This window comes from Thalassolituus hydrocarboniclasticus (assembly GCF_025345565.1).
Lineage (GTDB): Bacteria > Pseudomonadota > Gammaproteobacteria > Pseudomonadales > Oceanobacteraceae > Venatoribacter > Venatoribacter hydrocarboniclasticus.
Map to the genome: position 1 here is coordinate 2,743,949 of NZ_CP054475.1, position 26,751 is coordinate 2,770,699.

At 52.4% G+C, this 26,751-nt stretch carries 25 protein-coding genes and 1 pseudogene; 14 read left to right on the top strand and 12 right to left on the bottom strand.

Annotated features, from left to right (window positions below; all coding sequences use genetic code 11):
* Positions 1-246 precede the first annotated feature (246 nt).
* On the top strand, positions 247-930 hold the full coding sequence (locus HUF19_RS12260; RefSeq protein WP_225691620.1) for an RluA family pseudouridine synthase: 684 nt from the start codon (positions 247-249) through the stop codon (positions 928-930).
* A 199-nt stretch (positions 931-1,129) separates the two neighbouring features.
* Here the strand turns inward: HUF19_RS12260 and HUF19_RS12265 are convergent, their stop codons facing one another.
* Positions 1,130-2,071 (bottom strand): leucine-rich repeat domain-containing protein, encoded by a 942-nt coding sequence (locus tag HUF19_RS12265; protein WP_260996893.1) that lies wholly within the window; start codon positions 2,069-2,071, stop codon positions 1,130-1,132.
* Positions 2,072-2,591: 520 nt separating this feature from the next.
* On the opposite strand from HUF19_RS12265, the gene HUF19_RS12270 reads away from it, so the two are divergent.
* From HUF19_RS12270 to HUF19_RS12320, 11 genes and pseudogenes are all read left to right on the top strand, one after another.
* Entirely contained in the window at positions 2,592-3,476 is an 885-nt protein-coding gene (locus tag HUF19_RS12270; protein ID WP_260996894.1) for an urease accessory protein UreD, read from the top strand.
* A 46-nt stretch (positions 3,477-3,522) separates the two neighbouring features.
* On the top strand, positions 3,523-3,825 hold the full coding sequence (gene ureA / locus HUF19_RS12275; protein WP_145469284.1) for an urease subunit gamma: 303 nt from the start codon (positions 3,523-3,525) through the stop codon (positions 3,823-3,825).
* 59 nt (positions 3,826-3,884) lie between these two features.
* Positions 3,885-4,196, top strand: coding sequence for an urease subunit beta (locus HUF19_RS12280; protein WP_260996895.1), 312 nt, complete (start codon positions 3,885-3,887; stop codon positions 4,194-4,196).
* A gap of 10 nt (positions 4,197-4,206) precedes the next feature.
* Positions 4,207-5,919, top strand: coding sequence for an urease subunit alpha (ureC, locus tag HUF19_RS12285; protein WP_260996896.1), 1,713 nt, complete (start codon positions 4,207-4,209; stop codon positions 5,917-5,919).
* A 36-nt stretch (positions 5,920-5,955) separates the two neighbouring features.
* Positions 5,956-6,411: pseudogene (gene ureE / locus HUF19_RS12290) on the top strand (urease accessory protein UreE); the annotation flags it as partial.
* A gap of 100 nt (positions 6,412-6,511) precedes the next feature.
* On the top strand, positions 6,512-7,210 hold the full coding sequence (locus HUF19_RS12295; protein WP_260996897.1) for an urease accessory protein UreF: 699 nt from the start codon (positions 6,512-6,514) through the stop codon (positions 7,208-7,210).
* Between the two features lie 60 nt (positions 7,211-7,270).
* On the top strand, positions 7,271-7,912 hold the full coding sequence (ureG, locus tag HUF19_RS12300; RefSeq protein WP_145469279.1) for an urease accessory protein UreG: 642 nt from the start codon (positions 7,271-7,273) through the stop codon (positions 7,910-7,912).
* A gap of 89 nt (positions 7,913-8,001) precedes the next feature.
* A complete protein-coding gene (locus HUF19_RS12305) occupies positions 8,002-8,571 on the top strand; it encodes a HupE/UreJ family protein (RefSeq protein WP_260996898.1) in 570 nt (189 codons plus the stop codon).
* Between the two features lie 162 nt (positions 8,572-8,733).
* On the top strand, positions 8,734-9,123 hold the full coding sequence (locus HUF19_RS12310; RefSeq protein WP_260996899.1) for an EF-hand domain-containing protein: 390 nt from the start codon (positions 8,734-8,736) through the stop codon (positions 9,121-9,123).
* A 151-nt stretch (positions 9,124-9,274) separates the two neighbouring features.
* Positions 9,275-9,946, top strand: a complete 672-nt coding sequence (locus HUF19_RS12315) for a M15 family metallopeptidase (protein WP_260996900.1) — start codon at positions 9,275-9,277, stop codon at positions 9,944-9,946.
* A gap of 174 nt (positions 9,947-10,120) precedes the next feature.
* On the top strand, positions 10,121-11,479 hold the full coding sequence (locus HUF19_RS12320) for an SLC13 family permease (protein WP_260996901.1): 1,359 nt from the start codon (positions 10,121-10,123) through the stop codon (positions 11,477-11,479).
* Between the two features lie 72 nt (positions 11,480-11,551).
* Here the strand turns inward: HUF19_RS12320 and HUF19_RS12325 are convergent, their stop codons facing one another.
* Positions 11,552-12,022, bottom strand: coding sequence for a bacteriohemerythrin (locus HUF19_RS12325; RefSeq protein ID WP_260996902.1), 471 nt, complete (start codon positions 12,020-12,022; stop codon positions 11,552-11,554).
* Between the two features lie 264 nt (positions 12,023-12,286).
* Here HUF19_RS12325 and HUF19_RS12330 point away from each other — a divergent pair, with 264 nt between their 5' ends.
* The gene (locus HUF19_RS12330) at positions 12,287-13,147 is read left to right on the top strand and encodes a Tim44 domain-containing protein (RefSeq protein WP_260996903.1); all 861 of its coding nucleotides are present in this window, start codon (positions 12,287-12,289) and stop codon (positions 13,145-13,147) included.
* A 123-nt stretch (positions 13,148-13,270) separates the two neighbouring features.
* Here the strand turns inward: HUF19_RS12330 and HUF19_RS12335 are convergent, their stop codons facing one another.
* The 8 genes from HUF19_RS12335 to HUF19_RS12370 all read right to left on the bottom strand — a co-directional run bounded on the left by HUF19_RS12335 (position 13,271) and on the right by HUF19_RS12370 (position 24,062).
* Positions 13,271-14,323 (bottom strand): adenosine deaminase, encoded by a 1,053-nt coding sequence (locus HUF19_RS12335; RefSeq protein WP_260996904.1) that lies wholly within the window; start codon positions 14,321-14,323, stop codon positions 13,271-13,273.
* Positions 14,324-14,336: 13 nt separating this feature from the next.
* Complete coding sequence (locus HUF19_RS12340) at positions 14,337-15,317, bottom strand: isopenicillin N synthase family dioxygenase (RefSeq protein WP_260996905.1); 981 nt, start codon at positions 15,315-15,317, stop codon at positions 14,337-14,339.
* A gap of 331 nt (positions 15,318-15,648) precedes the next feature.
* Positions 15,649-16,731 (bottom strand): BMP family ABC transporter substrate-binding protein, encoded by a 1,083-nt coding sequence (locus tag HUF19_RS12345; protein WP_260999502.1) that lies wholly within the window; start codon positions 16,729-16,731, stop codon positions 15,649-15,651.
* Between the two features lie 303 nt (positions 16,732-17,034).
* A complete protein-coding gene (locus HUF19_RS12350) occupies positions 17,035-18,135 on the bottom strand; it encodes a fatty acid desaturase family protein (protein ID WP_260996906.1) in 1,101 nt (366 codons plus the stop codon).
* A gap of 8 nt (positions 18,136-18,143) precedes the next feature.
* Positions 18,144-19,301, bottom strand: a complete 1,158-nt coding sequence (locus tag HUF19_RS12355) for a ferredoxin reductase (RefSeq protein WP_260996907.1) — start codon at positions 19,299-19,301, stop codon at positions 18,144-18,146.
* Positions 19,302-19,614: 313 nt separating this feature from the next.
* Positions 19,615-20,694 (bottom strand): GGDEF domain-containing protein, encoded by a 1,080-nt coding sequence (locus HUF19_RS12360; protein WP_260996908.1) that lies wholly within the window; start codon positions 20,692-20,694, stop codon positions 19,615-19,617.
* A 309-nt stretch (positions 20,695-21,003) separates the two neighbouring features.
* Complete coding sequence (locus HUF19_RS12365; RefSeq protein ID WP_260996909.1) at positions 21,004-22,602, bottom strand: isocitrate lyase; 1,599 nt, start codon at positions 22,600-22,602, stop codon at positions 21,004-21,006.
* 257 nt (positions 22,603-22,859) lie between these two features.
* Complete coding sequence (locus HUF19_RS12370) at positions 22,860-24,062, bottom strand: BaiN/RdsA family NAD(P)/FAD-dependent oxidoreductase (protein ID WP_366516509.1); 1,203 nt, start codon at positions 24,060-24,062, stop codon at positions 22,860-22,862.
* Between the two features lie 78 nt (positions 24,063-24,140).
* Here HUF19_RS12370 and HUF19_RS12375 point away from each other — a divergent pair, with 78 nt between their 5' ends.
* Positions 24,141-24,947, top strand: a complete 807-nt coding sequence (locus HUF19_RS12375) for a lysophospholipid acyltransferase family protein (RefSeq protein WP_260996910.1) — start codon at positions 24,141-24,143, stop codon at positions 24,945-24,947.
* 32 nt (positions 24,948-24,979) lie between these two features.
* Here the strand turns inward: HUF19_RS12375 and rnhB are convergent, their stop codons facing one another.
* Positions 24,980-25,618 carry a ribonuclease HII gene (gene rnhB / locus HUF19_RS12380; protein WP_260996911.1) on the bottom strand — a complete coding sequence of 213 codons (639 nt, stop codon included), beginning with the start codon at positions 25,616-25,618 and terminating at the stop codon, positions 24,980-24,982.
* On the bottom strand, positions 25,618-26,751 hold the full coding sequence (lpxB, locus tag HUF19_RS12385) for a lipid-A-disaccharide synthase (RefSeq protein ID WP_260996912.1): 1,134 nt from the start codon (positions 26,749-26,751) through the stop codon (positions 25,618-25,620). The genes rnhB and lpxB overlap by 1 nt, the downstream gene beginning before the upstream one ends.

Below are 26,751 nucleotides of genomic sequence, written 5' to 3' on the forward strand. Positions count from 1 at the left end.
GCCTTGTCAAAAGCACTTTGCAGCACTCACGCGAAGCTGTGCAGAATTATTCAGAGATGCCTTAATTATGAATCTCAGCAGATAACCCGATGCAGCGCATTATGGCCAAAAGAGATATAAGAAAAACGAGGCTTCTGATTCATGTATCTGACGGACAAGACTTCTGACCATCTGGCGGTGATTAATCATTGCCAGAACCCCGCAGGTTTCATTAAATATACGCTCACTTCATCAGAGTTTATCAACGTGACTGACGTAACACCTCCTGCTTACTACATCGCCCCACGCTGCGACGAAGAACTGCAGATACTGCACGTTGATGACGATCTGATTGTGGTTAATAAACCGGCCTTTCTCTACACCGTGCCCGGCCGCGGCCCGGAAAACAGCGACTCAGTAATTACCCGCCTGCAGCCGGATTACCCGGAAGCGGTCATTGTGCACCGCCTCGATCTGGATACCTCTGGTTTGCTGGTTGTTGCCCGCTCCGAACGAGCGCGCCAGGTGCTGTCACAACAGATCCGCGACCGTGAGATTCAGAAAACCTATCAGGCCGTGGTCTGGGGCATTATTGAACAGGACGAAGGCGAGATTAACCTGCCCATTGGCAAAGACTGGGAAAACCGTCCGCGCTGCAAAATCGACTATGAAGAAGGCAAAGCCTCGCTCACTTATTTCACAGTCGAGCAGCGCAATCCGGACACCCACCGCACACTGGTGACGCTGAAACCCGTTACCGGCCGCCAGCACCAGCTGCGCCTGCATTTAAAATCCATCGGCCATCCTATTTTAGGCTGCGATTTATACGCCCACGACGAAGCCCTGCACGCCGAACCACGATTAATGCTGCACGCCTGTGGCTTGGCCTTTAAACACCCGGATGGACAAATGGTGAGCTGGGATGTGAAGAATGATTGGGGATTGGATTAACGCAGGCTTGTTAAAGGTATTTTTCACTGAGAATCTGGATATCGGGATAATCTTCCTTCCACTTATCGCATTCATCCATAAGATGAAGGTGATCATAATCCTCACCCAGCTTTTCCATCTCATCCGCTGCGGCGAGTAAAAACGCGGCCAGATCTCACGATTAGATCGCCGGAAAACTCACATTGATAACAACCCTGCGTCAGCTTAAGTATTCAACCCGGGAAGTTCTGCCTTTATAAAACTTAAAGTCATTAATGGATGCGCACACCATTTGCTTATCGAAGTATTTAAGTGCTTCTGTTGTACTCCTCTGGCTTGCGAGGAAAACGATAAGACGCTGCAGCGATGGCATACCATGGCTCAGGTCATGAAAACACAGGGGATCAATTTTTGAGTTGATCATAGCCAGCTCAGCAATAGAACTGCCTTTAATCCCCGCCAGTGAAGAAAGTCCGTTCATGGTATCCATAACCAGACTCTTAAGCTGCCCGAGTTCAGACAGATCCGGCATGGATGCAACCTGTTTAAGAGTACTCAGCGACAGACATTCCAGTGACTTCAGCCTCTGCAGCGAACGGAGGTCCCGTAACTTCTTAACCCAGCATATCTCTAAGCTTTTAAGTCTGGATAATCCCTTAACAGCATCCAGGCTTTCAAAGGTTCCGAAGCCTAAATACAGCTTTTCTAAACCACGCAGAGCAGCAACATGCTCGACCTGCTTACTCTGATAGCCTGTCAGGCTGAGATCCCTCAGACCGGGCAAACAGGTTATAGAACCTATATCCTTCTTATTTCTTACCAGACTGAGAGAGCTGAGCTTCTGAAGGTTCTGCAATGGCTTTAAAGAGACCGCCGGGCTGCTGAATTCGCCGAGGCTCAGAAATTCTAATCCACTGACATACTCTGCGATGGCATCGATGCTGGTGAGCGATGGAAGAAAAACTTCTAACGCCCTGATATCAGAATAGTGCTTCAGAAAACCGAGGTTATACTCTTTATCCTCAGGCCAGACCGGACCGAATGCACCACCCAAATATGACAGCGATATCCCATCAATATTGCCCTGACGTATTTCTTCAGCAATCAGAGAATGCTCTTCATCCGTCAGATTATCGGCTATTTTTTTCAGCTTTATACTCATAGTCGCGGATACGGCTTCAGTGGTTAACAATCCATGGTATGCCTGCGCGCTGACCCGGAGTGAACCTCTCAGGATTCCCCACAACGCTATGATTCAATGACGACACAAAACATCACTCAAAAGATTTTACAAAAAGATCTTCACAAAAATCTTATTCAGAAGAACAGGCACACAGGAAAACTACGCTATAGCGTGCACGGACCTGCATACCAGAGCTAAGGCTGCTTTTTAACTGCCCAAGAACTTATCACCTGCCTGAACATCAGGCAAGGCAAAGACTGGATGCCATGCGCCTTACTGGCGCAGCGTGATCACCAGAGTTGTGCATACCCAATGCGTGGTCCTTATTTACCAGTTTTTCCCTCCGGCAGCGGCATATTTCTGCCCGGCAAACAAACGCGCTGCACCGCTAAATCTGACTAACCAGTCAATATGGTATCCCTCTTGCTTAACAACCCGGCATAACCCATTGCGGCCCGTTGTTATTGGGCTGGTTCTGACAGAGCAAAGGAGATACGGCTTGAATCACCCCGTTCAGCCGCTGCTAAGCGCGCAGGCTGATGCACCATACTGGAACGCGCAGTTACAGCTGAGTACGCGCCAGACAGAAAGAGGCACCCGTTTGGTGCAATGCGAACATAACGGCCCTCTTTATGTGCAAAAGCCGTTTTACCCGGAAGGGCCGGACTGTGCGCACCTGTATCTGCTGCATCCGCCCGGCGGCATGGTGTCGGGTGATTTTCTCACCATTAATGTCAGTGCCGGTGAAAACAGCCATGTGCTGGTAACAACACCCGGAGCAGGACGTGTTTACCGCGCCCGTGCTGATGGTTTGCTGCAGCAGCAGAAAGTGCAGCTGACGGTTGATAACAACGCGGCACTGGAATGGATGCCACTGGAAACCATTTTATTTCCGTCATCGCGTGCGCAGCTGGAAACCGAAGTCCATCTGGGTGAAAACAGCCGCTATATCGGCTGGGATATTGTCAGCCTCGGTTTGCCCGCCAATGGCAGCCGTCTGGATGACCTTGGTCAGCACACCACGCTGAAGCAGGGGCTGCGTATTTATTATAAGCAACAGCTATTGCTGAATGAGCGCCTGAGCCTGCATCCGGGTAACAGCGAATTATTAAATGCCGCGGCCGGTTTCCGTGGCATGCCGGTACACGGTCTGTTAGTGGCCGGACCTTTTACTCAGGGCTTTTGTGAACAGGCTCTGGAAAAGCTTCAGGAGCTGTGCGCCGACCAACTGGCCGGTGTCAGCCTGAACGGCCAATTGTTAAGCGTGCGTTATCTTGGCACCTGCAGCGAGCAAGCCCGTCTGCTGCTGAGTGACGCCTGGGCGATTATCCGCCCGCAATTAATGCAACGTCCAGCCTGCGCTCCGCGCATCTGGGCAACCTGATTATTTCTGACTATTTAAAGCACTGATTGATTAACTGAGGTGAACGATGGAACTGCTACCGCGCGAAAAAGATAAGCTGCTGATTTTTACCGCAGCCCTGCTGGCAGAACGCCGCCTGAACCGTGGTCTGAAATTAAATTATCCGGAAGCCATGGCCTATCTGACCATGGAAATTATGGAAGGCGCACGCGATGGCAAAACCGTGGCCGAGCTGATGGGTTACGGTAAAACACTGCTGAGCGCCGATCAGGTAATGCCCGGCGTGCCGGAATTAATTCATGAGGTACAGGTAGAAGCGACCTTCCCGGATGGCACTAAGCTGGTCACCGTGCATGAGCCCATTGTTTAAAACGGCCTGCGTTTAAACAACTTCAGCCCAGATGCTCAACGGTTTACAGGAGAAAGAACATGATCCCAGGTGAAATTATCGTCGGCGAAGGCGATATCGAATTAAACGCAGGCCGTGAAACGCTTCGTCTGCGTGTTGAGAATACCGGTGACCGCCCGATTCAGGTTGGCTCCCATTATCATTTTTACGAAACCAATCCGGCGCTGTCGTTTGAGCGGGAAAAAACCAGAGGTTTCCGCCTGAATATTGCCTCGGGTACCGCCGTGCGTTTTGAGCCGGGCCAGGGCCGTGAAGTGGAATTAGTCGCCTACGCCGGAGACCGTATTGTCTACGGTTTCCGCGGCGAAATAATGGGCAAGCTGGATAACTGAGGGGAAGTACATGAGTAATAAAACCATGGACCGCACGTCCTACGCGCAGATGTTCGGCCCTACCACCGGCGATAAAGTGCGCCTCGGCGATACTGAATTATTTATTCAGATTGAAAAAGATTTCACCACCTACGGCGATGAAGTGAAATTCGGCGGCGGCAAAGTCATCCGTGATGGCATGGGCCAGAGCCAGCGCGTCAGCGCAGAAACCGTCGATCTGGTGATTACCAACGCCGTGGTGCTGGATCACTGGGGGATTGTAAAAGGCGATGTCGGTATTAAAGACGGTCGTATTTTTGCCGTAGGTAAAGCCGGTAATCCGGATATTCAGGATAACGTCGATATTATTGTCGGCCCGGGCACCGAAGTGATTGCCGGTGAAGGCTCCATTCTTACCGCTGGCGGTATCGATGCGCACATTCATTTTATTTGTCCGCAACAGGTCGAAGAAGCCTTAATGAGCGGCGTCACCACCATGATTGGCGGCGGCACCGGGCCTGCCACCGGCACTAACGCCACCACCTGTTCGTCCGGCCCCTGGTACATCGGCAAAATGCTGCAGGCCACCGACGATATGCCAATGAATTTCGGCTTTTTAGGTAAAGGCAACGCCAGCCTGCCAGAGGCACTGGAAGAACAACTGGAAGCCGGCGCCTGCGGTCTGAAATTACATGAAGACTGGGGCACCACACCGGCGTCCATCGACTGCTGTCTGAGCGTGGCGGAAAAATACGATGTGCAGGTTGCCATTCATACCGACACCCTGAATGAATCCGGTTTTGTTGATGACACCATTGGTGCTTTTAAAGACCGCGTAATTCATACCTACCATACCGAAGGGGCCGGTGGTGGCCATGCGCCGGATATTATCCGCGCCTGTTCTTACCCCAATGTGCTGCCCTCTTCCACCAACCCAACGCGCCCTTATACGCGTAATACGGTGGATGAACATCTGGATATGCTGATGGTCTGTCATCACCTTGACAGCAGCATTCCTGAAGACGTTGCTTTTGCCGATTCGCGCATCCGTAAAGAAACCATTGCCGCTGAAGATATTTTTCACGACCGTGGCGCCTTCAGCATGATCTCATCCGACTCTCAGGCCATGGGCCGCGTGGGCGAAGTGATTACCCGCACCTGGCAGACGGCGCATAAAATGAAAACCCAGTTCGGTTTATTAAAAGAAGATCTGGAGATCGGCGCCGATAATTTCCGCGCGCGCCGCTACATCGCCAAGTACACCATTAACCCGGCCATTGCTCATGGTATTTCCCACGAAGTGGGTTCCATCGAAAAAGGTAAGCTGGCTGATCTGGTGTTGTGGAAACCGGCTTTTTTTGCCACCAAGCCGAGCATGATTATTAAAGGCGGCATGATTGCCGCAGCGCCGATGGGCGATCCGAATGCGTCGATTCCGACACCACAGCCGGTGCATTACCGCATGATGTTCGGTGCCTTTGGTAAAGCCGCTGCCGCCACCAGCCTGACCTTTGTATCGGCAGCGGCGTTAAATAATAACGTCGGTGAAAAACTGGGAGTTAAACGCACCTTAGCGGCCTGTAAAAATACCCGCAATATCCGTAAATCAGACATGATTCTGAACGACTGGATGCCGGACGTTACCGTTGATCCGCAAACCTATGAAGTGCGTGCCGACGGCGAATTACTGACCTGCGAACCGGCCAGCGAACTGCCACTGGCACAACTGTATAACTTATTTTAACCGTGCAATATAAAAGCACTGTTTTAAGGACTGCTTATGTTGGAAGTTTACGAACGTCTTGGCACCCATTGCCATGATCCTGTCAGTGCTACGGTCGTGCTGAACTACGAACAGCGCGACCGTGGTCGTCTGCGTCTGACCAGTACCGACGGCGAAGAAGTCCGCCTGTTTCTGGAGCGTGGCAAACCCTTGCTGGTTGGTGAATTTTTACGCGCCACCGATGGCAAAATCGTAAAAATTGAAGGCGCTGAAGAAGACGTCGCCCACGCCAGCTGCGACGACTGGCAAACCTTTGCCAAAGCCTGTTATCACCTCGGCAACCGCCATGTAAAAGTGGAAGTGGGTGAACGCTGGTTACGGATAAAACCGGATCATGTGCTGGAAGATATGCTGCATCTGCTTGGCCTGATGGTCAGCCATGAACACGCCGTCTTTGTACCTGAGTCCGGCGCTTATGCACCCGGTTACGGGCATTCGCATGGTCATTCACATGGCCACTCACATGGGCATTCCCACGATCATGGTCATCACCACGGCCATAACGGCGGGCATAGCCATGATGACGAACATGATAAAGGGCACGGTGACGGACATGACCACTGATCACCACGCGGCGCTAACAACACCGGGGCTGCTGCGTTTATTGCAGCTGTCCAGTGTCAGCCTGCCGGTGGGTGGTTACGCCTTTTCTCAGGGGCTGGAATACGCCGTGGAAAAAGGCTGGGTCAGTAATATGGCAAAGACCCGTGACTGGATTGCGCTGCAATTGCACGAAACCCAGGCGCTGATTGATTTACCGGTATTAAAAGGTGCGATGCAGGCGGTGACCGCAGCCAATGAAAAAGGCTGGGAAAGCTGGAACGATTTAATTCTGGCCAGCCGCGAAACCAGCGAATTACGCCTTACCGATACCGCCATGGGCGAGGCTCTGGTGCGTTTATTAAAGCAGCTGGACGTTAAGCTGCCGCGCTATGCCAGTGAGGCCGAAGGCGATGTCAGCTTTGTTGCACTGTATGCCTATCCGGCGGTGCAGTGGCAGATTCCGTTTGCTGCCGCCGCCACCGGTCTGACCTTTGCCTGGCTGGAAAATCAGATTGCCGCCGCCACCAAGCTGGTACCGCTGGGCCAGACTCAGGCGCAGCAATTATTAAGTGATTTACAGACGCTGATTCCGGCCACTATCCGCACTGCAGAAGACGTGGATGAAGCAGAAATTGGCGGCTCGTTACCGGCATTAGCCATTGCCAGTGCGCAGCATGAAACGCAATACACGCGCCTGTTCCGATCATGAGGGCTGGTTGCATTACATCATTAAAAATTTAAGCAAGACTCAGAATTACTGGAGAACAAAATGAAAAAACAAACCTTACGCGTAGGTGTCGGTGGTCCGGTCGGCTCCGGTAAAACAGCATTATTACGCTCGCTCTGTTCTGCCCTGCGTGATCACTACAATATTGCGGTGGTAACCAACGATATTTACACCAAAGAAGATGCCGAATTCTTAACCCGTAACGAAGCGCTGTCAGCTGACCGCATCATGGGCGTGGAAACCGGAGGTTGTCCGCATACCGCGATCCGCGAAGATGCCTCGATGAACCTGGCGGCTATCGACGTATTAATGAAACGTCATGGTGATCTGGATGTGGTCTTTGTCGAAAGCGGCGGCGATAACCTGAGTGCGACGTTCAGCCCGGAATTATCCGACCTGACCATTTATGTGATCGACGTATCCGCCGGTGACAAAATTCCGCGTAAAGGTGGCCCCGGCATTACCCGCTCCGATTTACTGGTGATTAATAAAACCGACCTGGCGCCACTGGTGGGTGCCGATCTGGATGTGATGGACCGCGATGCGAAAAAAATGCGCGGTGAGCGTCCCTTTGTATTTTCTAACCTGAAAAAGGCGCAGGGGCTGGACGATATTATTCAGTTTATTGTGACCGAGGGGATGCTGGAGCAAAAAGAGATCCCACCCGCCAAGGCGGTCGTCTGATCTGAGCTGCTGCACTGGACGTCTGACGTCTGACGTCCGGCGCGTTAACCTGAATTAAATTTTAAATATTTCCTCCCCAGGAGACTCTTATGAAAAAAGTTCTGATCTCTGCCGCAGCCCTGCTGATGCCAGCCGCTGCTTTTGCTCATACCGGTCATGAAGTGTCTGGTTTTGCTGCCGGTGTGGCACATCCTTTTACCGGGCTTGATCACCTGCTGGCGATGCTGGCAGTGGGTCTGTGGGCCGCACGCCAGAGTGGTACCGCCCGCTGGGCGACGCCACTGGCCTTTGTTGCCATGATGGCGGTGGGTGCTCTGGCCGGCGCCAGCAGCCTGCAGCTGCCGTTTACCGAACTGATGATTGCCGCCTCTGTGGTGGTGTTCGGTGGTCTGATTGCCTTTAACCTGAAACAAGGCGCTCTGGCCGGTGCATTGCTGGCCGGTGGTTTTGCCTTTTTCCACGGTTTTGCCCACGGTGTGGAAATGCCGGCGATGAGCACTCTGGCAACCTATGGCGCGGGCTTCCTGCTGGCCACCGCTGTTCTGCATGCAGCCGGTTATGCGCTGGCCGCCTTTGGTCACAGCAAAGCAGCTGATATCAGCCGTCGTGTGGCTGGTGCCGTTATCGCGCTGACCGGTATTGCTTTAGGCGCAGCCTGAGACCCGCTGCTGACTAAGCCTGCCGCCGTGAAAGCCAGCGACTGGTTTTCACGGCGTAAGGTCCTGCTGATCATTTATTGATCTGAGTCGTGACCATGCCTCCGCCATAGCGCTACAGTGAACGGGTATCACCTGTGTTTGCAGCCCTTAAAGGAGGCTCCCATGAAAACACGCTATATTGCCCTGCCCGTCTTGTCCGTCTTATTTTCCGCATCATTTTTACTGAGCACTGGTGCTCAGGCCGCCGATGTTCCTGCCCGTGGGCCTATGGCCTTCAGCGATTACGACACCGATAAAAACGGCAGTATTTCTGAAGCCGAATTCAATGCCGCCCATGACAAACGCATGCAAAATAACTCTGCCGCCGGTATGCCGATGAAAGGCGCCGCTAAACGCCCTATGTTCAGCCAGTTTGATAGCAATAACGATGGCAAGCTGAGCGCCGAGGAGCTGAAGAATGGCCAGATGCATCATCAGCAGGAAATGATGGATATGCGTAAAGATCAAATGATGAATATGCAGAACATGCATAAGAAAAATATGCAGCAATAGTTCGCAGGCAGGCGGCGTATTACGTCGCCTGCATTAATCACCGTATCAGACCCGGACAGCCTGGTTATTCAGCTGACACATAAGTGAACAGCCAGCGGGCAGAAAAAGCGTTACACTGCCGCTATTATTTCAACTGCCGCGACACGCAACGATGCCTCAGCCTCAGAATGGCGATCCTTCCGCAAGCCACCAGCCACCGCTTTCTGCACATGAGTTACGGCCATCCTTTGTCCGTCTCGACCAGTATATTCCTGACATTCTGATCGACCTGAAATACGCCGGTTGCGATAACTTTATTGGCGCGGTGGTGGATGGTTACCAGCAGGCCTGTGCATTGCTCAGCCGTCCGGCGGCAGAAGCTCTGGCCAATGTGGCAGCCGAATTACGTCAGCAAAACCTGCGCTTAAAAATCTTTGATGCTTATCGCCCGCAACGCGCGGTCGACCATTTTTTACGCTGGGCCAGCAGTGCCGAAGACTTGCGCACCAAAGAGCGTTTTTATCCGGCGCTGGAAAAGCCGCAACTGTTTGAGCAGGGTTACTTATTCAGCCACTCCTCACACTCACGCGGCAGTACCGCCGACCTGACCCTGACCGACAACGACGGTCGGGAGCTGGATATGGGTACCATCTTTGATTTCTTTGGCCCGCAGTCCTGGCCGGAGTCGGCGGACGTCAGCCCCCATCAGCGCGCCAACCGCGATTTACTGCAGAGCGTTATGCGTCGCCACGGTTTTACAGGTGTGCGGGAAGAGTGGTGGCACTTTACCCTTGCCGATGAACCCTACCCCGATCAGTATTTTGATTTTTTGCCTTGGGAATAAAACTCCGCCCATACCTCATACGGCCATAAAAAGCAGCTGGATGACAAAAACAATTCTGCCTTATACCTGCGGTTATTACCGTAGTTATACCTAGGGCTAAGTATTATAAACCCGACTGGCGGCAGCCCGCGCCACGCAGTATGCTGAACCATTGCCATTAATAAAGGTAGGGCTATGCTCTCTTCCGCTTTTTTCCGGCGCTGGCGCGGACCACTGATTTTAACGGCCGATATTCTGCTGTTTGTGCTGCTGCTCAAAACCCTGCCCTTTGCTCCGGCGGTGGTTACCGGGCTGAGTATTCTGGTGTTTATTGCTGTGCTGTGGCTGACCGAAGCCATTCATGTATCGGTAACCGCATTACTGGTCCCCATTCTGGCCGTCGGTTTCGGCATCTTTAAAACACCTCAGGCACTGAGTAACTTTGCCGACCCTATTATCTTTTTGTTTCTTGGTGGCTTTGCTCTGGCTTCAGCACTGCATGCTCAGGAGCTTGACCGCGCCATCGCCAATAAAGTACTGAATATTGCCCGTGGCCGTCTGGCCATTGCGGTGCTGATGATGTTTGCCGTATCGGCTGGCCTGTCGATGTGGGTCAGTAACACTGCTACGGCGGCCATGATGTTGCCGTTGGTGCTGGGTATGCTCAGCCAGCTTGACCGAGAAAAACATCACCGCACCTACGTATTTACCCTGCTCGGCGTTGCCTACTGCGCCAGTATTGGCGGTATCGCTACTCTGGTTGGCAGCCCGCCGAATGCCATTGCTGCAGCACAGAATGGCATGACATTTGTCGATTGGATGAAACTGGCGCTGCCGGTGACGCTGGTTCTGCTTCCGGTTGCTGTCGGCGTACTGTACTGGGTACTAAAACCCGATCTGAAACAACGCTTCAGCGTGCAGAAAAGTACTCTGGTCTGGGATAACAATAAACGTATTACCCTCGCCATTTTTGTCATCACCGTATTGTGCTGGATTTTCAGTGCTCCGCTGAATGCCTGGCTCGGCAAATTTGCATCCTTTGACAGTATTATTGGTATCAGCGCCATTATTGCACTGGCCACCAGTGGCGTGGTGAGCTGGAAAGATATTGAAAAAACCACCGACTGGAGTGTGCTGTTATTGTTCGGTGGCGGTCTGTGCCTCAGTGCCATTTTAAAAGCCACCGGCACCAGTGAATTTCTGGCGCACAGTATTGGCGATTTTCTGCACTCCGGCGGCACTCTCGTAGCACTGCTGAGTATTGTGACCTTTGTGGTGTTTCTTACCGAGTTTGCCAGCAACACCGCCAGCGCCGCACTGTTAGTACCGGTATTTGCGGCCATTGCCGACAGCCTGGGTGTATCACCGGTTATTCTGTCGGCGCTGATTGCCATCGCCGCCTCCTGTGCCTTTATGCTGCCGGTCGCCACACCACCCAATGCCATCGTATTCGGCAGCGGTTATGTGCAGCAAAGTGAAATGATGCGCGTGGGTATCTGGCTGAATCTGGCCTGCATTATTGTGCTGACCCTGTTTGCCTGGTTGTTCTGGTAAAGAGGAGTTTCTCAGCGAAACGCGCATAAAAAAACGGCTGAGGTTTTACTCAGCCGTTTTTTATTTCGCCGCTCAGGCGTTGGAGGTAGTGTTGCCGAAAATCCGCTTTAATGCCGAATTAATCCAGCCTGCTTCACGCTTCAGCACTTTTTTTACCACCGGCACATAATCGACATCCTCGTGGCGGATATGCTGAATAAGCCACGCCATTAATGACGTACGCACCCGGCGGGCAATACCAAACGGATCGCGGCCGCTGGTCAGCTCTTCCTGCATACGCGCAATTTTATCTTCGAAGCGGCGATGCACCATCTGGTGCGCGCTCAGCAAAACATAACCCGCCTGATTCATTAACTGCTCTTCAAACACAAAATGATCCAGGGTGTAGTCACGCAGGCGCTCCATAACGTCGAAAACCTCATCCACGTTTTCAGAGCTGATCGCTCGTGTCAGATCATTGATGTAATACACAATCTGGCGATGCTGGGCATCAATCACTTCAATTCCCAGATTCAGGTCAGCGGTCCACTCATACATTTCCATAGCCGGAACATCCTTTCGCTGTTGTTTTTATTAATATACTCCGGCGAGTCTAGTTAAATGGCCTGATCTGAAATTGATCTGAATCAATTCCCACACACTTTGAAAGGTCAAATTCACGCAAAATACAACGTCCATCACATTTACGATTCCTGCCAATTCCGTGCATGACGACCCCCTCTCACTGCCCTATGATGCATGCCTGAAAATGGCTTTTCTGCAGAAACCTATGCAGAAAGAGCCGCATAAAAATACAACGAGGATACTATGAAAGCCTTCTGGACCCTGTTCACCGCCCTGATGCTTACCTTCGGACTTGCCAGCACCGCGGATGCCGCACGCTTTGGCTCCGGTGGTTTTGGCAAATCCAAAGCTGTGCCTTTCCAACAGAAAAAAGCCACTCCGGATCAGACCCAGAAACAGCAGCCAGCCAACAGCGCCCGTCCGGGCAGCGGTCTGGGTAAAGGCTTGCTGGGTGGTTTACTGGCCGGTGGCCTGTTCGCCTACCTGCTGGGCAGCGGCGCCTTTGAAGGCATTCAGATGATGGATATTCTGCTGCTGGCGCTGGTTGGTTTTGTTCTGTTCAAGCTGTTGCGTGGCCGCGCCGCTCAGCACAATGCGCCACAGAGTGCTTATTCCGCTGCCGGCAATGCTGCTCAGCAACGTCAGAGCTTCGATATGGGTAATCTCGCCGACAACGGTGCTGCTGCCACTTCTGGCAACAGCGCCGCTTTTGCTGCCGAAGCCAGCATTGATCTGCCAGCCGGTTTTGATCAGCAGGCCTTTATCGACGGTGCCTTACAGCACTACCGTGAAGTACAGGAAGCCTGGAATCAGGGCAACCTCGATACCATTGCTGAATACGTCAGCCCGGGCCTGTATGCCGCCCTCGCCAACCAGCGCAACCGTATGATGGTGCCACCACAAACCGAAGTGCTGGATTTAAGCGCCGAAATCGTCGCCGCCGGTCAGGCCGGAGACACCGCCGAAATCAGCCTGCTGTTTAAAGGCCGCGTACGCGACCTGCTGGAAAAATCCGAAGACGGTATTTTTGATATCTGGCATCTGGAGCGTGATCTGAGCAAAGACAACGCGCCATGGCTGATCGTGGGCATTCAGGCCGAATAAAACGGCCGGTTTTCCTTTCATCTGCTTTAACGCAACAGGGCAGCACAATGTGCTGCCCTGTTGCGTTAAGACCGCTATCAATCTTTTGGCGCTACCTTGGTGGGCAACCGCCTTCTGACAACCTCAGGCCGCAATCGCCTGTTCCAGTTTTTCCAGTAATAACGCTTTTTGTTCCGTACTGATAAAGCTGGCCTGAATACTGTTGGCGGCCAGCTGCGCAGCCTGCCCGCAGGTCATCCCGAGATGATCCGCCAGCGCCTGATAATTGGCCAGCAGATAGCCACCAAAAAACGCCGGATCATCGGCATTAACGGTAACGCACAAACCGCGCTGCAGTAATTGCAGAATCGGATGTTCGCTCATGTGCTGGTAGACCTTTAAACGGGTATTCGACAGCGGACATACGGTTAACGGTATACCTTCGGCTGCCAGACGATCCATCATTGCTTCACTGTCAGTACAGCGCACACCATGGTCGATACGCTCAACCTTTAAAATATCGAGCGCCCCTTCGATATAAGCAATCGGGCCTTCTTCACCGGCGTGGGCCACCCGGTGCAAACCAAGTTCAGCAGCGGCAGCAAAGACTTTGGCAAACTTTTCCGGCGGGTTACCCAGTTCGGAAGAGTCGAGGCCAACACCGATGAATAAATGCAGATACGGAATTGCCTGCTCCAGGGTGACAAAGGCCGCTTCTTCACTCAAATGGCGCAGGAAGCACAGAATCAGACCGCTGCTGATACCGAGCTGCTGCTGACCATCGGCCAGGGCGCGGCTGATACCATCAAGCACGGTTTCCATGCTGATCCCGCGCTCTGTGTGGGTCTGCGGATCAAAGAAAGGCTCAATATGCACAACGCCTTCGTCATGGCAGCGCTGCAGATACGCCCAGGTTAAGTCGTAAAAATCCTGCTCGGTACGCAGCACGTCGGCGCACTGGTAATAGATATCGAGAAAGGACTGCAGGTTGGTAAAGTTATAGGCCTGGCGGATCTGATCCACATCCTGATAAGGCAACTGGATGCCATTGCGTGCCGCCAGAGCAAACATCAGCTCGGGCTCCAGTGAACCTTCCAGGTGCAGGTGCAGTTCGGTTTTAGGCAAGGCCCGTAAAAAAGCGTCGTCAGCAACCTCTGCTGCACGACTGGTTGTCAGAAAGTGTTCAAATCCGCTCATGGTGGTCTCCCGGTCAGCCTTCGTCCTGAGTGCGATAGGCATAGGTGGCGGCAAAGCGCGACAGAATCCACTCGCCACTGGTGATTAAAGGATAGCGTGCATTTCGCTCGGCAGTGATGCAGCTCGGAATACAGGTTACCGGTGTGTCATAACGTGGCTCGACAAAAAACGGCATGGAATAACGGTGTACGCCCGCTGCCAGATTACGCACCCGGTGCTGGGTAGACAGATAAAAGTCATTGGTCCAGCGCTGCATAAGATCACCGATATTCACCACCAGCGCATCTTTTACTGGCGGTGCCGCCACCCATTCACCCTGTGCATTGCAGACTTCCAGACCGCCGACATCGTCCTGCAGCAGCAGGGTCAGGCAACCGTAATCGGTGTGGGCTCCGGCGGCCTTGGTCTCGTCATCAACCACCTGATCGGCCGGACGGGGTGGATAGTGAATCATGCGCAGCACCGAAGTATGCTGATCATCGAAATACTGGTTAAAGAAGTCATCGGGTAACTGCAGTGCAATCGCCATGGCTTTTAACAGACGGCGGGCAACACTCATTAACAGCCCGTAATGCTGATTCATCTGCTGCTGGAAACCGGGTAATACGCCGTACTGGTTCGGGCCATACAATTTCGGGAAGGCTTTAACAACCGGGTGCTCAGGGTGAATATCGAGCGCCATATCGAAGGTTTCTTTCCAGTCGCTGGGCTTGCTCGGGTCGAGCTGCTCGGCGCCGGCGCTGCCCCAGCCACGATGATTGCTGCTGTTGGCAATCAGCATCTGTTGTTTCAGCTCTTCCGGCTGGGCAAAAAATGTTTTCGCCAGAGCAAACATGCTCTCCAGCTGGGCTGAGGAAATACCGTGCCCCTGAATATAGAAAAAACCGATTTCACGGCAAGCCTGGTCAATTTTATCCACGACCGGCAGCCAGTGTTCACGCTGATCGCTGAACAGCGGGGAAATATCAATGAGGGGAACATTATTCATCGTCATAGTTCGTGCCTTCTTTATTTAAAAATAAGCACCCGGCGGCCAACAAGAGTCTTACCAACATCCGTACCCGGCAGGTGTCTTTTTACGCACAGACAATTTGTCGGGCATAAAAAGAAGTCCGGTATTCACTCTTACCAAGAGGGTATTTTGGAACCGCGTTTATGCTGCTGTGTTGCGCACAGCCGATAAAGGCGTTTCCCTTCTTACCAAGAGAATGGCGTCTTGGGCTCTTATGGTCTGGCTTCCATGCAGACAGAGCGGCTAAAGCCGCTCTGCCGGAACAATGACAGCAGGGCCTGTTAACACTAATTAAACAGGCCCAGGGTCAGTATTATTTCGGGATAGTAGCGTCAATGCCTTCAACAAACCAGTTAACACCGGCAAGTTCGGTATCGGTCAGAGTGTGACCGGCAGGCACCACTTCTTTACCCTGGTTGTCTGTGATCGGACCTGTGAACGGATGGAATTCACCGGATTTGATTTTAGCCTGCATATCGTTCACGGCTTTCTTAACATCCGCTGGCAGGTTGTCGTTCATAGAAGCAACAGACAGCATATCTTCAGCGAAACCACCCCAGAAATCCTGTGGTGCCCAGGTACCCGCTTTCACTTTCTCGATCACATCGATGTAGTGTGGTGCCCAGTCGTCACGGATAGAGAACATATGCGCAGTCGGAGCAAACTTGCTCATGTCAGATGCCTGACCTACCGCTTTAACACCACGCTTTTCCGCAGCCATTAATGGCGCCGGAGAGTCAGTGTGCTGAATCAGTACGTCAACGCCCTGGTCGATCAGAGCATTAGCCGCTTCGCTTTCTTTAACCGGGTCGTACCAGGTGCTTACCCACATGATCTTGATTTTAACATCCGGATTTACGGCTTTAGCCGCCATATATACGGAGTTAATATCACGGATTACTTCAGGGATAGGGAACGATGCGATGTAACCGATGGTATTGGTTTTGGTCATCATACCGGCAGCAGTACCGGACAGGTAACGGCCTTCATAGGTACGCAGCGCATAGGTCGACATGTTTTTGCTGCGTTTGTAACCGGTAGCGTGTTCAAAAGTAACCTTAGGGAAACGCTTGGCCACTTTCTCAGTCGGGTTCATAAAACCGAATGAGGTGGTGAAGATAATATCATTGCCGCTCTGCGCCATCTGACGGATAACACGCTCAGCATCAGCACCTTCAGGTACTTTCTCAACGAAGGTGGTTTTTACTTTATCGCCAAAATGTTCTTCAACCTGCTGACGGGCGCGATCGTGCTCATAAGACCAGCCATAATCTCCCACCGGACCAACGTATACGAAGCCCACTTTCATCGGGTCTTCGGCCATTGCCCCAGTGCTCAGACCCAGTGCCAGAGCTGCTGAGGTTACCCAGCGTTGCCAGTTCTTGTGTTTCTTCATCATAGTTTTGCTCCAAAGGTATACCTGCATGCAGGCTGTTAAAAACAGATCCATTGCCAATTTAGCAATAACTTGGCCAACTGGTCAGGAATAACAGAAATATGAATAAAATTGCCACATTATGCCAGACTCAGCAGGAAAGGTTGGCCTGTAAAGATGAAAACTCCGCCAAAAGCGCACTAAAAAACAGCCTGACGCGCCATATTACGCACCAATTACGACCAGCTCATCCACATCACCCCGACCGGCAGCAATAAAAAAGGGAAGCCGTTGCTTCCCCTTTTGCACTGCGAACACCGCCTGTCAGTGTGTTGCCTGCGGTTCCTGCCGGACTTTATCCGGGAAGGAATAGCGCAACACACGTTTAACCACCGTAAGATACTGATGCACAAAGGAGCCGGTATTATAAGGAATGCCGTGCGCCTGACACACCTTCTCCACTTTTTTGGCCATTTGCGGATAATGGCGGGCCGGAATATCCGGAAACAGATGATGCTCAATCTGACAGCTTAAATGGCCGGTCAGAATATGAAACCAGCGCGCGCCTTCAAGATTGGAGGAGCCCAGAATCTGGCGGTAATACCACTGACCACGGGTTTCGTTTTTACATTCCTCTTCACTGAAGGTTTGCGCATCTTCAGTAAAATGACCGCAGAAAATAATGGTCGAGGTCCACAGATTACGGATCAGGTTGGCACACAGATTACCCAGCAATACTGACCAGAAAACCGGGAAGCACAACAGCGGCCAGAAAATATAATCTTTAAATACCTGCTTGCCGATTTTGCTGAAAAAAGCCGATTTTAATTCACTGCGGCTGATCGGCAGATGGCTCTCTTTACGGCGTTTACCAAAGAAAATACGCTCAGCGGCCAGCTCGTGATATGCCACGCCCCATTGAAATAACAGGCTCAGATTCAGGTAAGTAAAAAACTGCCAGAGGTTTTTCTTACGCCATGGAATATCGTCACTCAGACGCAGCAGGCCGTAACCGTAGTCACGGTCTTTACCGATAATATTGGTGTAGGTGTGGTGTTCATGATTGTGATAACGCTTCCAGGAGTCACCATCACCAACAATATCCCACTCAAAATGACGCGAATTAATATGCGGATCATTCATCCAGTCATACTGGCCGTGCATCACGTTATGGCCAATTTCCATATTGTCGAGAATTTTAGCCAGCGCCAGCATAAGAACCCCGGCAACCCAGAATAACGGGTGTACAAAACCCAGTACGATCACCAGCCGCGAGAGTAAATCCAGCGTCCGCTGAAAGCGGATGACACGGCGGATATAATCGGCATCGGCCTGACCGACTTGGCTCAGGGTTTCATCGCGGATGGCATTAATTTCCTGCTCAAAACTGAACAGGGTTTCTGCAGATGGAATACTTGTTGTCATTATTGGCCTCACAGATCCAGAATCAGGTCGCTGGCGGCAACCGAGATACACAGCTGAATATCTTCGCTGCCGGTATCGGAATAGGTACCGGTTTTGGTGTTAAACACCACCCCGCTTTCTTTTTTACAGATGCACTGATGACAGACGCCGATACGACAGCCACTGACCGGTTTAAGCCCGGCCTGTTCTGCAACATCAAGAAGTGTTTGTGCCGGTTGCGCGGCGACGTCGGCATTAATGGCCGAGCGCTTAAAGGCGACCAGCGTGTCGCTGGCGTTGGCGCGCTGCATATCAATGGGTGCTGCGCCAAAGTACTCAAAGCGGATCTGCGCCGGATCAACGTTCAGTTCACCCAGAACCGTACGGGCAGCCTGAATCATCGGCGTCGGGCCACAGATCATAATGTCGCGGGCGGAAAAATCCGGGCAATATTCGCGGATATGCTCTGCACTGATAAAACCATGATCTTCATTATTCAGCAGTGTCAGACTGAACTGCGGCATATCCAGCAACAGACGGTCGAACTCCTCACGGAACAGAAAATGCTGTGCATGGCGGGCAAAATACAGCAACTGTACCGGGCGCACAGAGCCCTCACGCTGCAGTTGCTGCAACAACGAACGGAAAGGCGTGATACCGCTGCCACCGGCAATCAGCAACAAAGGAGCAGTACTCTGGCTGACAACAAAATCACCCTGTGCTGCAGACAGGTTTACCAGCCCACCATCAGCAAAGTGCTGACGTAACCAGGGGGTGATACGCCCCTGATCCTGCACACGGATGGTCAGCTCAATCAGCCCGGTACGGGCGAAATAATCCGGCGACGAAGAAATACTGAAAATACGGCTGACCCGCCGGCCATCCTGTTCGGCACTGATTTCAACGTATTGCCCGGCCTGAAAGCCCGCCCAGCGTTTAGACGGGCGCAGCACCAGAGAATACACATCCTCCAGCTCAGTACGTACTTTCAGTACGCGGGCACGCCAGCCAGCGGTACTCCAGTGAGGCAGAAAAAACTGAATCAGCGGTTCGAAATAAGCAGAAAAGTGATCGTGCTGGGTCAGGCTGGATGCCAGCCAGCGGCGCAGTCCCGCACCTGTTGCTTCTGTAAGCGGAGCTGGCCCGGAGGAGCGCGGTGAGAGCGCAGGGTCGGTAATAGTCGTCATGTTGCACCTGATTCAATGTGGACACATCTGCGTGTGTTTAATTATCAGCGCGTGTTTTAACGACTCATCCGACTAAAGTCCAACAGGGAAAATCGGCCACAAAAGCAGGCCTGCTCTGGCATATCCGGCACTCTGCAGCCGAGTAAGTGCTCCCTAACCCGTGAGTAATTGGCACACTTAGCGATGAGAGACAGAACACCAGAATCCGCAGATTGTACGGCCAGATCCGGAATAGATTATTAACCATAAGGAATCAATATTATGATTCAGCCCGGATAATCCCTGACCAGGAACAGTAATAGCAGCGGCAGTATTACAGGGTTGTCTGCAGCGCTGATGAGGGACTCTTCTCTTCCTGAACCGAGTGCTCCGGCACAGCCTGACCCTCGCTGATCACCCGGTTACGGCCGGAATGTTTGGCCAGATACAGACGCTGATCGGCCATGCTGTAAAGATGAACGAAATCATCACCATCGGCCCCCAGCGTCGCCACTCCGGCACTCAGTGTCAGCCTCGTACGCAGCGCAGCAACTAGCTGATGCTGCTCTGCCAGGCTGAGGCGCAGTGATTCAGCCAGTGCATGGGCTTCTTCGCGCCCACTCCCTGGCAACAGGATGCAGAACTCTTCACCACCGAGGCGGAAAGCCGAATCCCGGCGGCGCAGATGCTGCCGAATATGAGCGGCAACCGCGACCAATGCCTGATCGCCGGTATCATGACCGTAGTGGTCATTAATTTTCTTGAAATAATCGAGGTCGATCAGCAGCAGACTGAGAGGTTGTCGCTGAGCTTCAGCCTGCTGCCGCTCACGGTTAAAGATTTCGGTCAGACGCAGACGGTTATACAAGCCGGTCAGAGCATCTCTGGATGCCAGCTTCATCAGGATTCGCTGCGAGCGCTCACGGCTTAATTCATAAATATGTGAGAACGCCCACAGGGCCGCAGCGCAAACCATCACGTTAGCCAGCACCACGGTATTAATCACTTCCGGATTATTGTGAAAACGCCAGATATACACCGCCGCCGCCAGCGTCATAAATACGCAGGTCATGGCAAAGCCCCGCCACAATCCAAGCAACAGATAAGAGACAATCGGAATCAGCAGTACCCAGACAAACATGCCATAGCTGATACGCGAATCCGATAATGCAAACAGAATGATGGAAAAAAACGGGATCAGATACAGAAAAGACCACAGCCGCAGGGCTTTCAGAGCATCAACATTACGCCATAACCACAACGAAGCGACACTCATCGCCAGCTCAGTCCAGGCCAGTCCGATCAGACCGCGCTGAATATTAATCAGGAAGTAAAAAACGCCGGCGCCGCTGACCATCAGCAATAACCCTTTAAAAATCACACGCTGGTGGAGGGGTTCCGGGGTAACTGACATGCTGTTTCCTGTTAAGTAACCTGTCAGCACAGACACAAAAGTGTGGCAATACTGCGTACGGGATCATTGATGACCCTCAGGCATTAGTAAATATGCGACATTGATATTGATCTTAGCGAGTTATCAGCAGCGACACGATGATTCTTCTGTGAGCTTTGGTAACCCATTGTCGCAACCTGTTATCGCAGAATGCTACGCCTTCAGCTGCCCTCTCGCCGGCCAAAGCGGGGAATAAATCGCAGCCATAAAAAAAGCGACCCGAAGGTCGCTTTTTCTGAACACTAACGTGTCAACATTTTCTAAGCAATCTTAGATGTTGTTGAACTGGTTAGAAGTGTTCTTAGCACCGCCTGCTTTCAGTGCGTAATCACCAGAGAAGTACTCTTTGTGATCATCACCGATGTCAGAACCGGACATGTTCTGGTGCTTAACGCAAGCGATACCCTGACGGATTTCCTTACGCTGAACGCCAGCAACGTAACCCAGCATACCGGCTTCGCCGAAGTATTCTTTAGCCAGGTTGTCCACAGACAGAGCAGTGGTGTGGTAAGTAGGCAGAGTGATCAGGTGATGGAAGATGTTCGCTTCACGTGAAGATTCAGCCTGGAAGTTCTGGATACGCTTGTCAGCTTCTGCAGCCAGCTCAGACGCATCGTAGTCAGCAGACATCAGCTTGGTACGGTCGTAAGCAGAAACGTCTTTGCCTTCAGCAACCCATGCATCATAGGTCTGCTGACGGAAGCTCAGAGTCCAGTTGAAAGATGGAGAGTTGTTGTAAACCAGTTTCGCATCTGGGTGAACTTTACGAACGTCGTTCATCATGTCACGGATTTCGTGAACAGTTGGGATCGCAGTTTCGATCCACAGCAGGTCAGCACCAGCGTTGATAGCGTGGATACAGTCGAATACGCAACGCTCATGGCCAGTACCTTCACGGAACTGGAACAGACCAGAAGCCAGACGCTTAGGACGAACCAGTTTGCCATCACGGCTGATCAGTACGTCACCAGCTTTGGTTTCTTCAGGAGTTACTTCTTCAACGTCCAGGAAGGAGTTGTAGATGTCGCCTTCGTCGCCTGGCTCGTTCACAACAGCGATCTGCTTGGTCAGGCCAGCACCTTCGGAGTCGGTACGTGCAACGATGATACCGTCGTCAACGCCCATTTCCAGGAACGCGTAACGCAGAGCACGGATTTTAGAGTGGAAGTCAGCGTGTGGAACAGTAACTTTACCGTCCTGGTGACCACACTGCTTCTCATCAGCAACCTGGTTTTCGATCTGCAGTGCACAAGCACCAGCTTCGATCATTTTCTTAGCCAGCAGGTAAGTGGCTTCTTCGTTACCGAAACCAGCGTCGATGTCAGCGATGATAGGTACGATGTGAGTTTCGTAGTTATCGATCTTAGCTTCAACTTCTTTGGCTTTGGCTTCGTCGCCAGCAGCGCGTGCAGCGTCCAGTTCACGGAACAGGCCACCCAGTTCACGAGCATCAGCCTGACGCAGGAACTTGTACAGTTCTTCGATCAGGTCAGCAACAACAGTTTTCTCGTGCATAGACTGGTCAGGCAGTGGACCGAAGTCAGAACGCAGAGCAGCAACCATCCAGCCAGACAGGTACAGGTATTTACGTTCAGTAGTACCGAAGTGCTTCTTGATAGAGATCAGTTTCTGCTGACCTACAAAACCGTGCCAGCAACCCAGAGACTGAGTGTATTTGGTTTTGTCTTTGTCGAACTCAGCCATGTCACGACGCATGATAGCGGCAGTGTACTTAGCGATATCCAGACCGGTTTTGAATTTGTTCTGCAGACGCATACGGGCTACAGATTCTGGCTTGATAGCAGACCACTGAGCACCGTTCTTTTCGATCAGCGCCTGAGCAGCTTTGGTTTCAGCTTGGTATGACATGAATCAGTCCTTCAAGTTGGTGGGTGACGTTCGTCCTGACAGTCACAATGACTGCGGGCAATACGTTAAATGCAGACGAATAGTAGTGATTTCATCCCCATAATTGAAATCAATACTATGTATACCTGACATTTCTCTGATGAATACAAAGAATACATAAGACCAAAGGGCTTTACAGGGGTGGCAATAACGGCTGAAAGCCCGACTATCCTCCCCGGTTGCCCGACAGAAAGGTACACAGAAAAGCGGGCAGCAACTCAGACAAACTCAGCGGCTGCGACTGCGCTGGACCAGGCCCACTGGAAATTAAAACCGCCCAGATGACCGGTGACATCCACCACCTCGCCAATAAAGAACAACCCCGGAAAACGCTGTGCTTCCATGGTTTTGGATGACAACTCAGCCGTATCGACCCCGCCCAGCGCTACCTCAGCGGTGCGGTAACCTTCGGTTCCGGCCGGTTTCACCTGCCACTGATGCAGCCCCTCGGCAATAGCATCCATATCGGCACCGGACAGCTGAGCCAGCGTGCTTTGTTGCCAGACCGAGGATGCCAGCCAGTGTTCGGCAAACTTCTGTGTGGTCAGCTCCGCCAGCCAGTTTTTCAGCGTCAGCTTCGGCCGCTCGTGCTGTAACTGGCGCAGCAGCGCAGCCACATCCTGTTCAGGCAGCAGATTAATACTCAGGCTCAGGCCCGGCTGCCAGTACGACGAGATCTGCAGCATGGCCGGCCCGCTCAGCCCGCGATGGGTAAACAGCATATCGTCGCGGAAAATCTGACCAGCGCATTCCACTTCTATGCTGAGTGCCGTTCCGGACAGTGATTCACTCAGCTGCTTGTTATGATCGGTCAGGGTAAAAGGCACCAGACCCGCCCGCGGCGGATACACCTTAAGACCAAACTGCTGTGCCAGTTCATAGCCGAAGCCCGTTGCTCCTAACGTGGGAATGGAAGGCCCGCCGGTGGCCACCACCAGCGACTCACAACCCAGCAGGCGACCACCGGCCTTCATCTGATAACGACAGCCTGACTGAGCGGTCTGGGCAATATCGCGGACTGCGGTATCCAGCCAGATTTGTACGCTCTGCTGCTCACACTCGCTGAGCAGCATATTGAGGATGTCCGAAGCTTTGTTATCACAGAACAGCTGGCCATCTTTCTTTTCGTGGTAGGCAACGCCATGGCTTTCCACCAGCGCAATAAAATCCCACTGGGTGTAACGCTTCAGCGCCGATTTACAGAAGTGCGGGTTATGGCTGAGGTATTTATCCGGGGCGACAAAGTAATTGGTGAAGTTGCAGCGGCCACCACCTGACATCAGAATCTTCTTACCCGCTTTATTGGCATGATCAACCACCAGTACCGAACGGCCGCGGGCAGCGGCCTGCGCCGCACACATCAATCCGGCGGCACCCGCGCCAATGACGATAACATCAAATTTCTGTAGCATTTCGGTCATATGATTATTCAACGTGCCGCGGTCTGTGAACGGGGCGCCATTATGCCACCGAATCCAATAAGAAAGGGTAGTCGCGTTATGGAGTTGTTTGATCGTCAGGGTTTAGTGCAGGCTACCGGCCTGACGCCGCGTAAACTGGAATTTCTGCTGCGCCTGCTGAAAGGCCCGACACTGAATCGTATCTACCATCAGCTGGAACAGAAACAGGGCATCGATATGATTGATGAAGCCCTGCACCACCTGAAAATCCATCTGGATTACGACCCAGAAGCTCTGGATGCTGCCATTCCTGCGGAAGGGCCTTTCGTTACCGTCTCGAACCACCCCTTTGGCTTTCTCGACGGCGTGATCCTGCTGTTGGTGGTTGGCCGTAAGCGCCCGGAATTCCGCGCGGTTGCTAATTTTTTGCTGAGCTATTTTGCACCCATTTCCGATCTGTTTATTACCGTCAATCCGTTTGAGAAGTCCGGCCCGAAAGGTATGGGCGGTATGCGCAAATCACTGGCGCAGCTGGAACGTGGTGAAGGGCTGGCCTTATTTCCGGCCGGCGAAGTATCCACCTGGTATAAAGGACAATCGGGTATTTATGACCGTCCCTGGTCGATATCCAGTATGCGCATGATCCGCAAAGCTCAGGTACCGGTCATCCCGATTTACTTTCATGGCCACAACAGCCGCAGCTTTCATATGCTCGGCAAAGTACACCCTGCCCTGCGGACACTGCGGATTCCGGCCGAATTTCTGAAAAAACAGAACTCAACAATTCAGATGGGCATTGGTGAACGGCTTGAATGGCAGGAATTAGCGCAGCTGGAAAACGACGAGGCAATGCGTGATCTGCTGCGCCGCCGTACCTACGAACAGGCGATTAAATTCCGCCGTTAAGCCCTGTTAACAGGGATTTTAAAAGCCGCTGCTCAGTCCTGCAGCAGGGCTTTTACCGGCGCGTAGCTGCGCCGGTGAATTTCACAGGGGCCAAGCGCCTGCAATGCTTCCATATGTGCGGCGGTGCCATAGCCTTTATGTTTGGCAAAACCATAACCCGGATACTGTTTATCCAGTTCCAGCATTTCCCGGTCACGCTGAACCTTAGCCAGCACAGAAGCTGCAGAGATCGCAGCGACCAGGCTGTCACCTTTAATAATGGTGGTGACTTCGAGTGGTGTTTGCGGTGCTTTATTGCCATCCACCAGCGCATGCTGACAAGGCAGTTTAAGACCATCGATGGCACGGCTCATCGCCAGCATACGGGCGTTGAGAATATTCAGCCGGTCGATTTCTTCAACCGTGGCACGGGCAATACAGTAATCCAGCGCCTTTTCGCGAATTTCATCGAATAATTTTTCACGCTTTTTTTCCGTGAGCTTTTTCGAGTCATTCAGCCCTTCAACCGGATTGGCCGGATCGAGAATCACCGCTGCGGCAACCACGTCACCGCACAGCGGGCCTGCGCCGGCTTCGTCGACGCCACAATAAGGAATGCCCTGCTCTGACAGGGATGCTTCGATTTCGGTCTGAAAAACGGCGGTCGTTTCCGCCGTGAAAGCGTCAGTCATTATCGCTGCAGCAAAGCGCTGATGGCATCCGCCGCTTCTTCATCAGCATTACGCTTCAGCTGGCGGTGGATAAACAGGAAGGTTTCATGCAGCTGACTCATGGCGTCGGTATCTTCCAGACGCACCAGCATAGCTTCAGACAGATTTTCAGGCGTTGCCTCGTGCTGAATAAATTCCGGCACCAGTTCGCGTCCGGCCAGTAAGTTAGGCAGCGAAAGATAAGGCTGGGTCACCAGTTTTTTCAGAATTTTATACGTCAGGGGCGCTACGATATAACTCACCACCATCGGTTTTTTCAGCAACATGGCTTCAAGCGTTGCGGTACCTGAAGCCAGCAGAATGGTATCAGCAGCGGTCATACAGGTATGAGATTGTCCCAGCACGACTTTTACCGGCAGACTGGCCGGATAAGCAGCGAGCATGGCTTCGATCTGGTTGCGGCGCTCAACCGAAGCGGCCGGAATAATGAACTGCAGATCGTTGCGCTTCAGTAACATGCGCTCGGCCGTTTGCAGAAACAAAGTCCCCAGACGCTCAACTTCACCGCTACGGCTGCCTGGCATCAGACACACTACCGGGTGTTTATTATCCAGACCGAGACTTTCACGTGCCGGAGCAACCGGTGTTTCGAACGGGATTTTATCGGCCAGATGATGTCCGACAAATTTAACCGGCACCTGATGCTGTTCGTAAAATTTGGCTTCAAACGGAAACAGCGTCAGCATCAGGTCAACCGCTTTGGCGATTTTAAAGACGCGTTTTTCCCGCCAGGCCCAGACCGAAGGACTGACGTAATGCGCGGTTTTAATCCCGGCTTCACGCAGCTTCTGTTCCAGAGTCAGGTTAAAATCCGGCGCGTCGATGCCAATAAAGACATCCGGTGGATTTTTCTTCCAGTGTTTAATCAGGTCACGGCGGACTTTCAGCAACTCGAACAGGCGCCCCAGCACTTCCACCAATCCCATCACCGACAGGCGTTCCATCGGCACAAAACTGTGGAAACCATGCGCCTGCATTAAAGGACCACCAATACCTTCAAACCGGGCATCGGGGTAACGGTCTTTGAGAGATTTAATCAGGCCTGCGCCGAGCATATCGCCCGACGTCTCACCGGCAACAATCGCAATACGCAT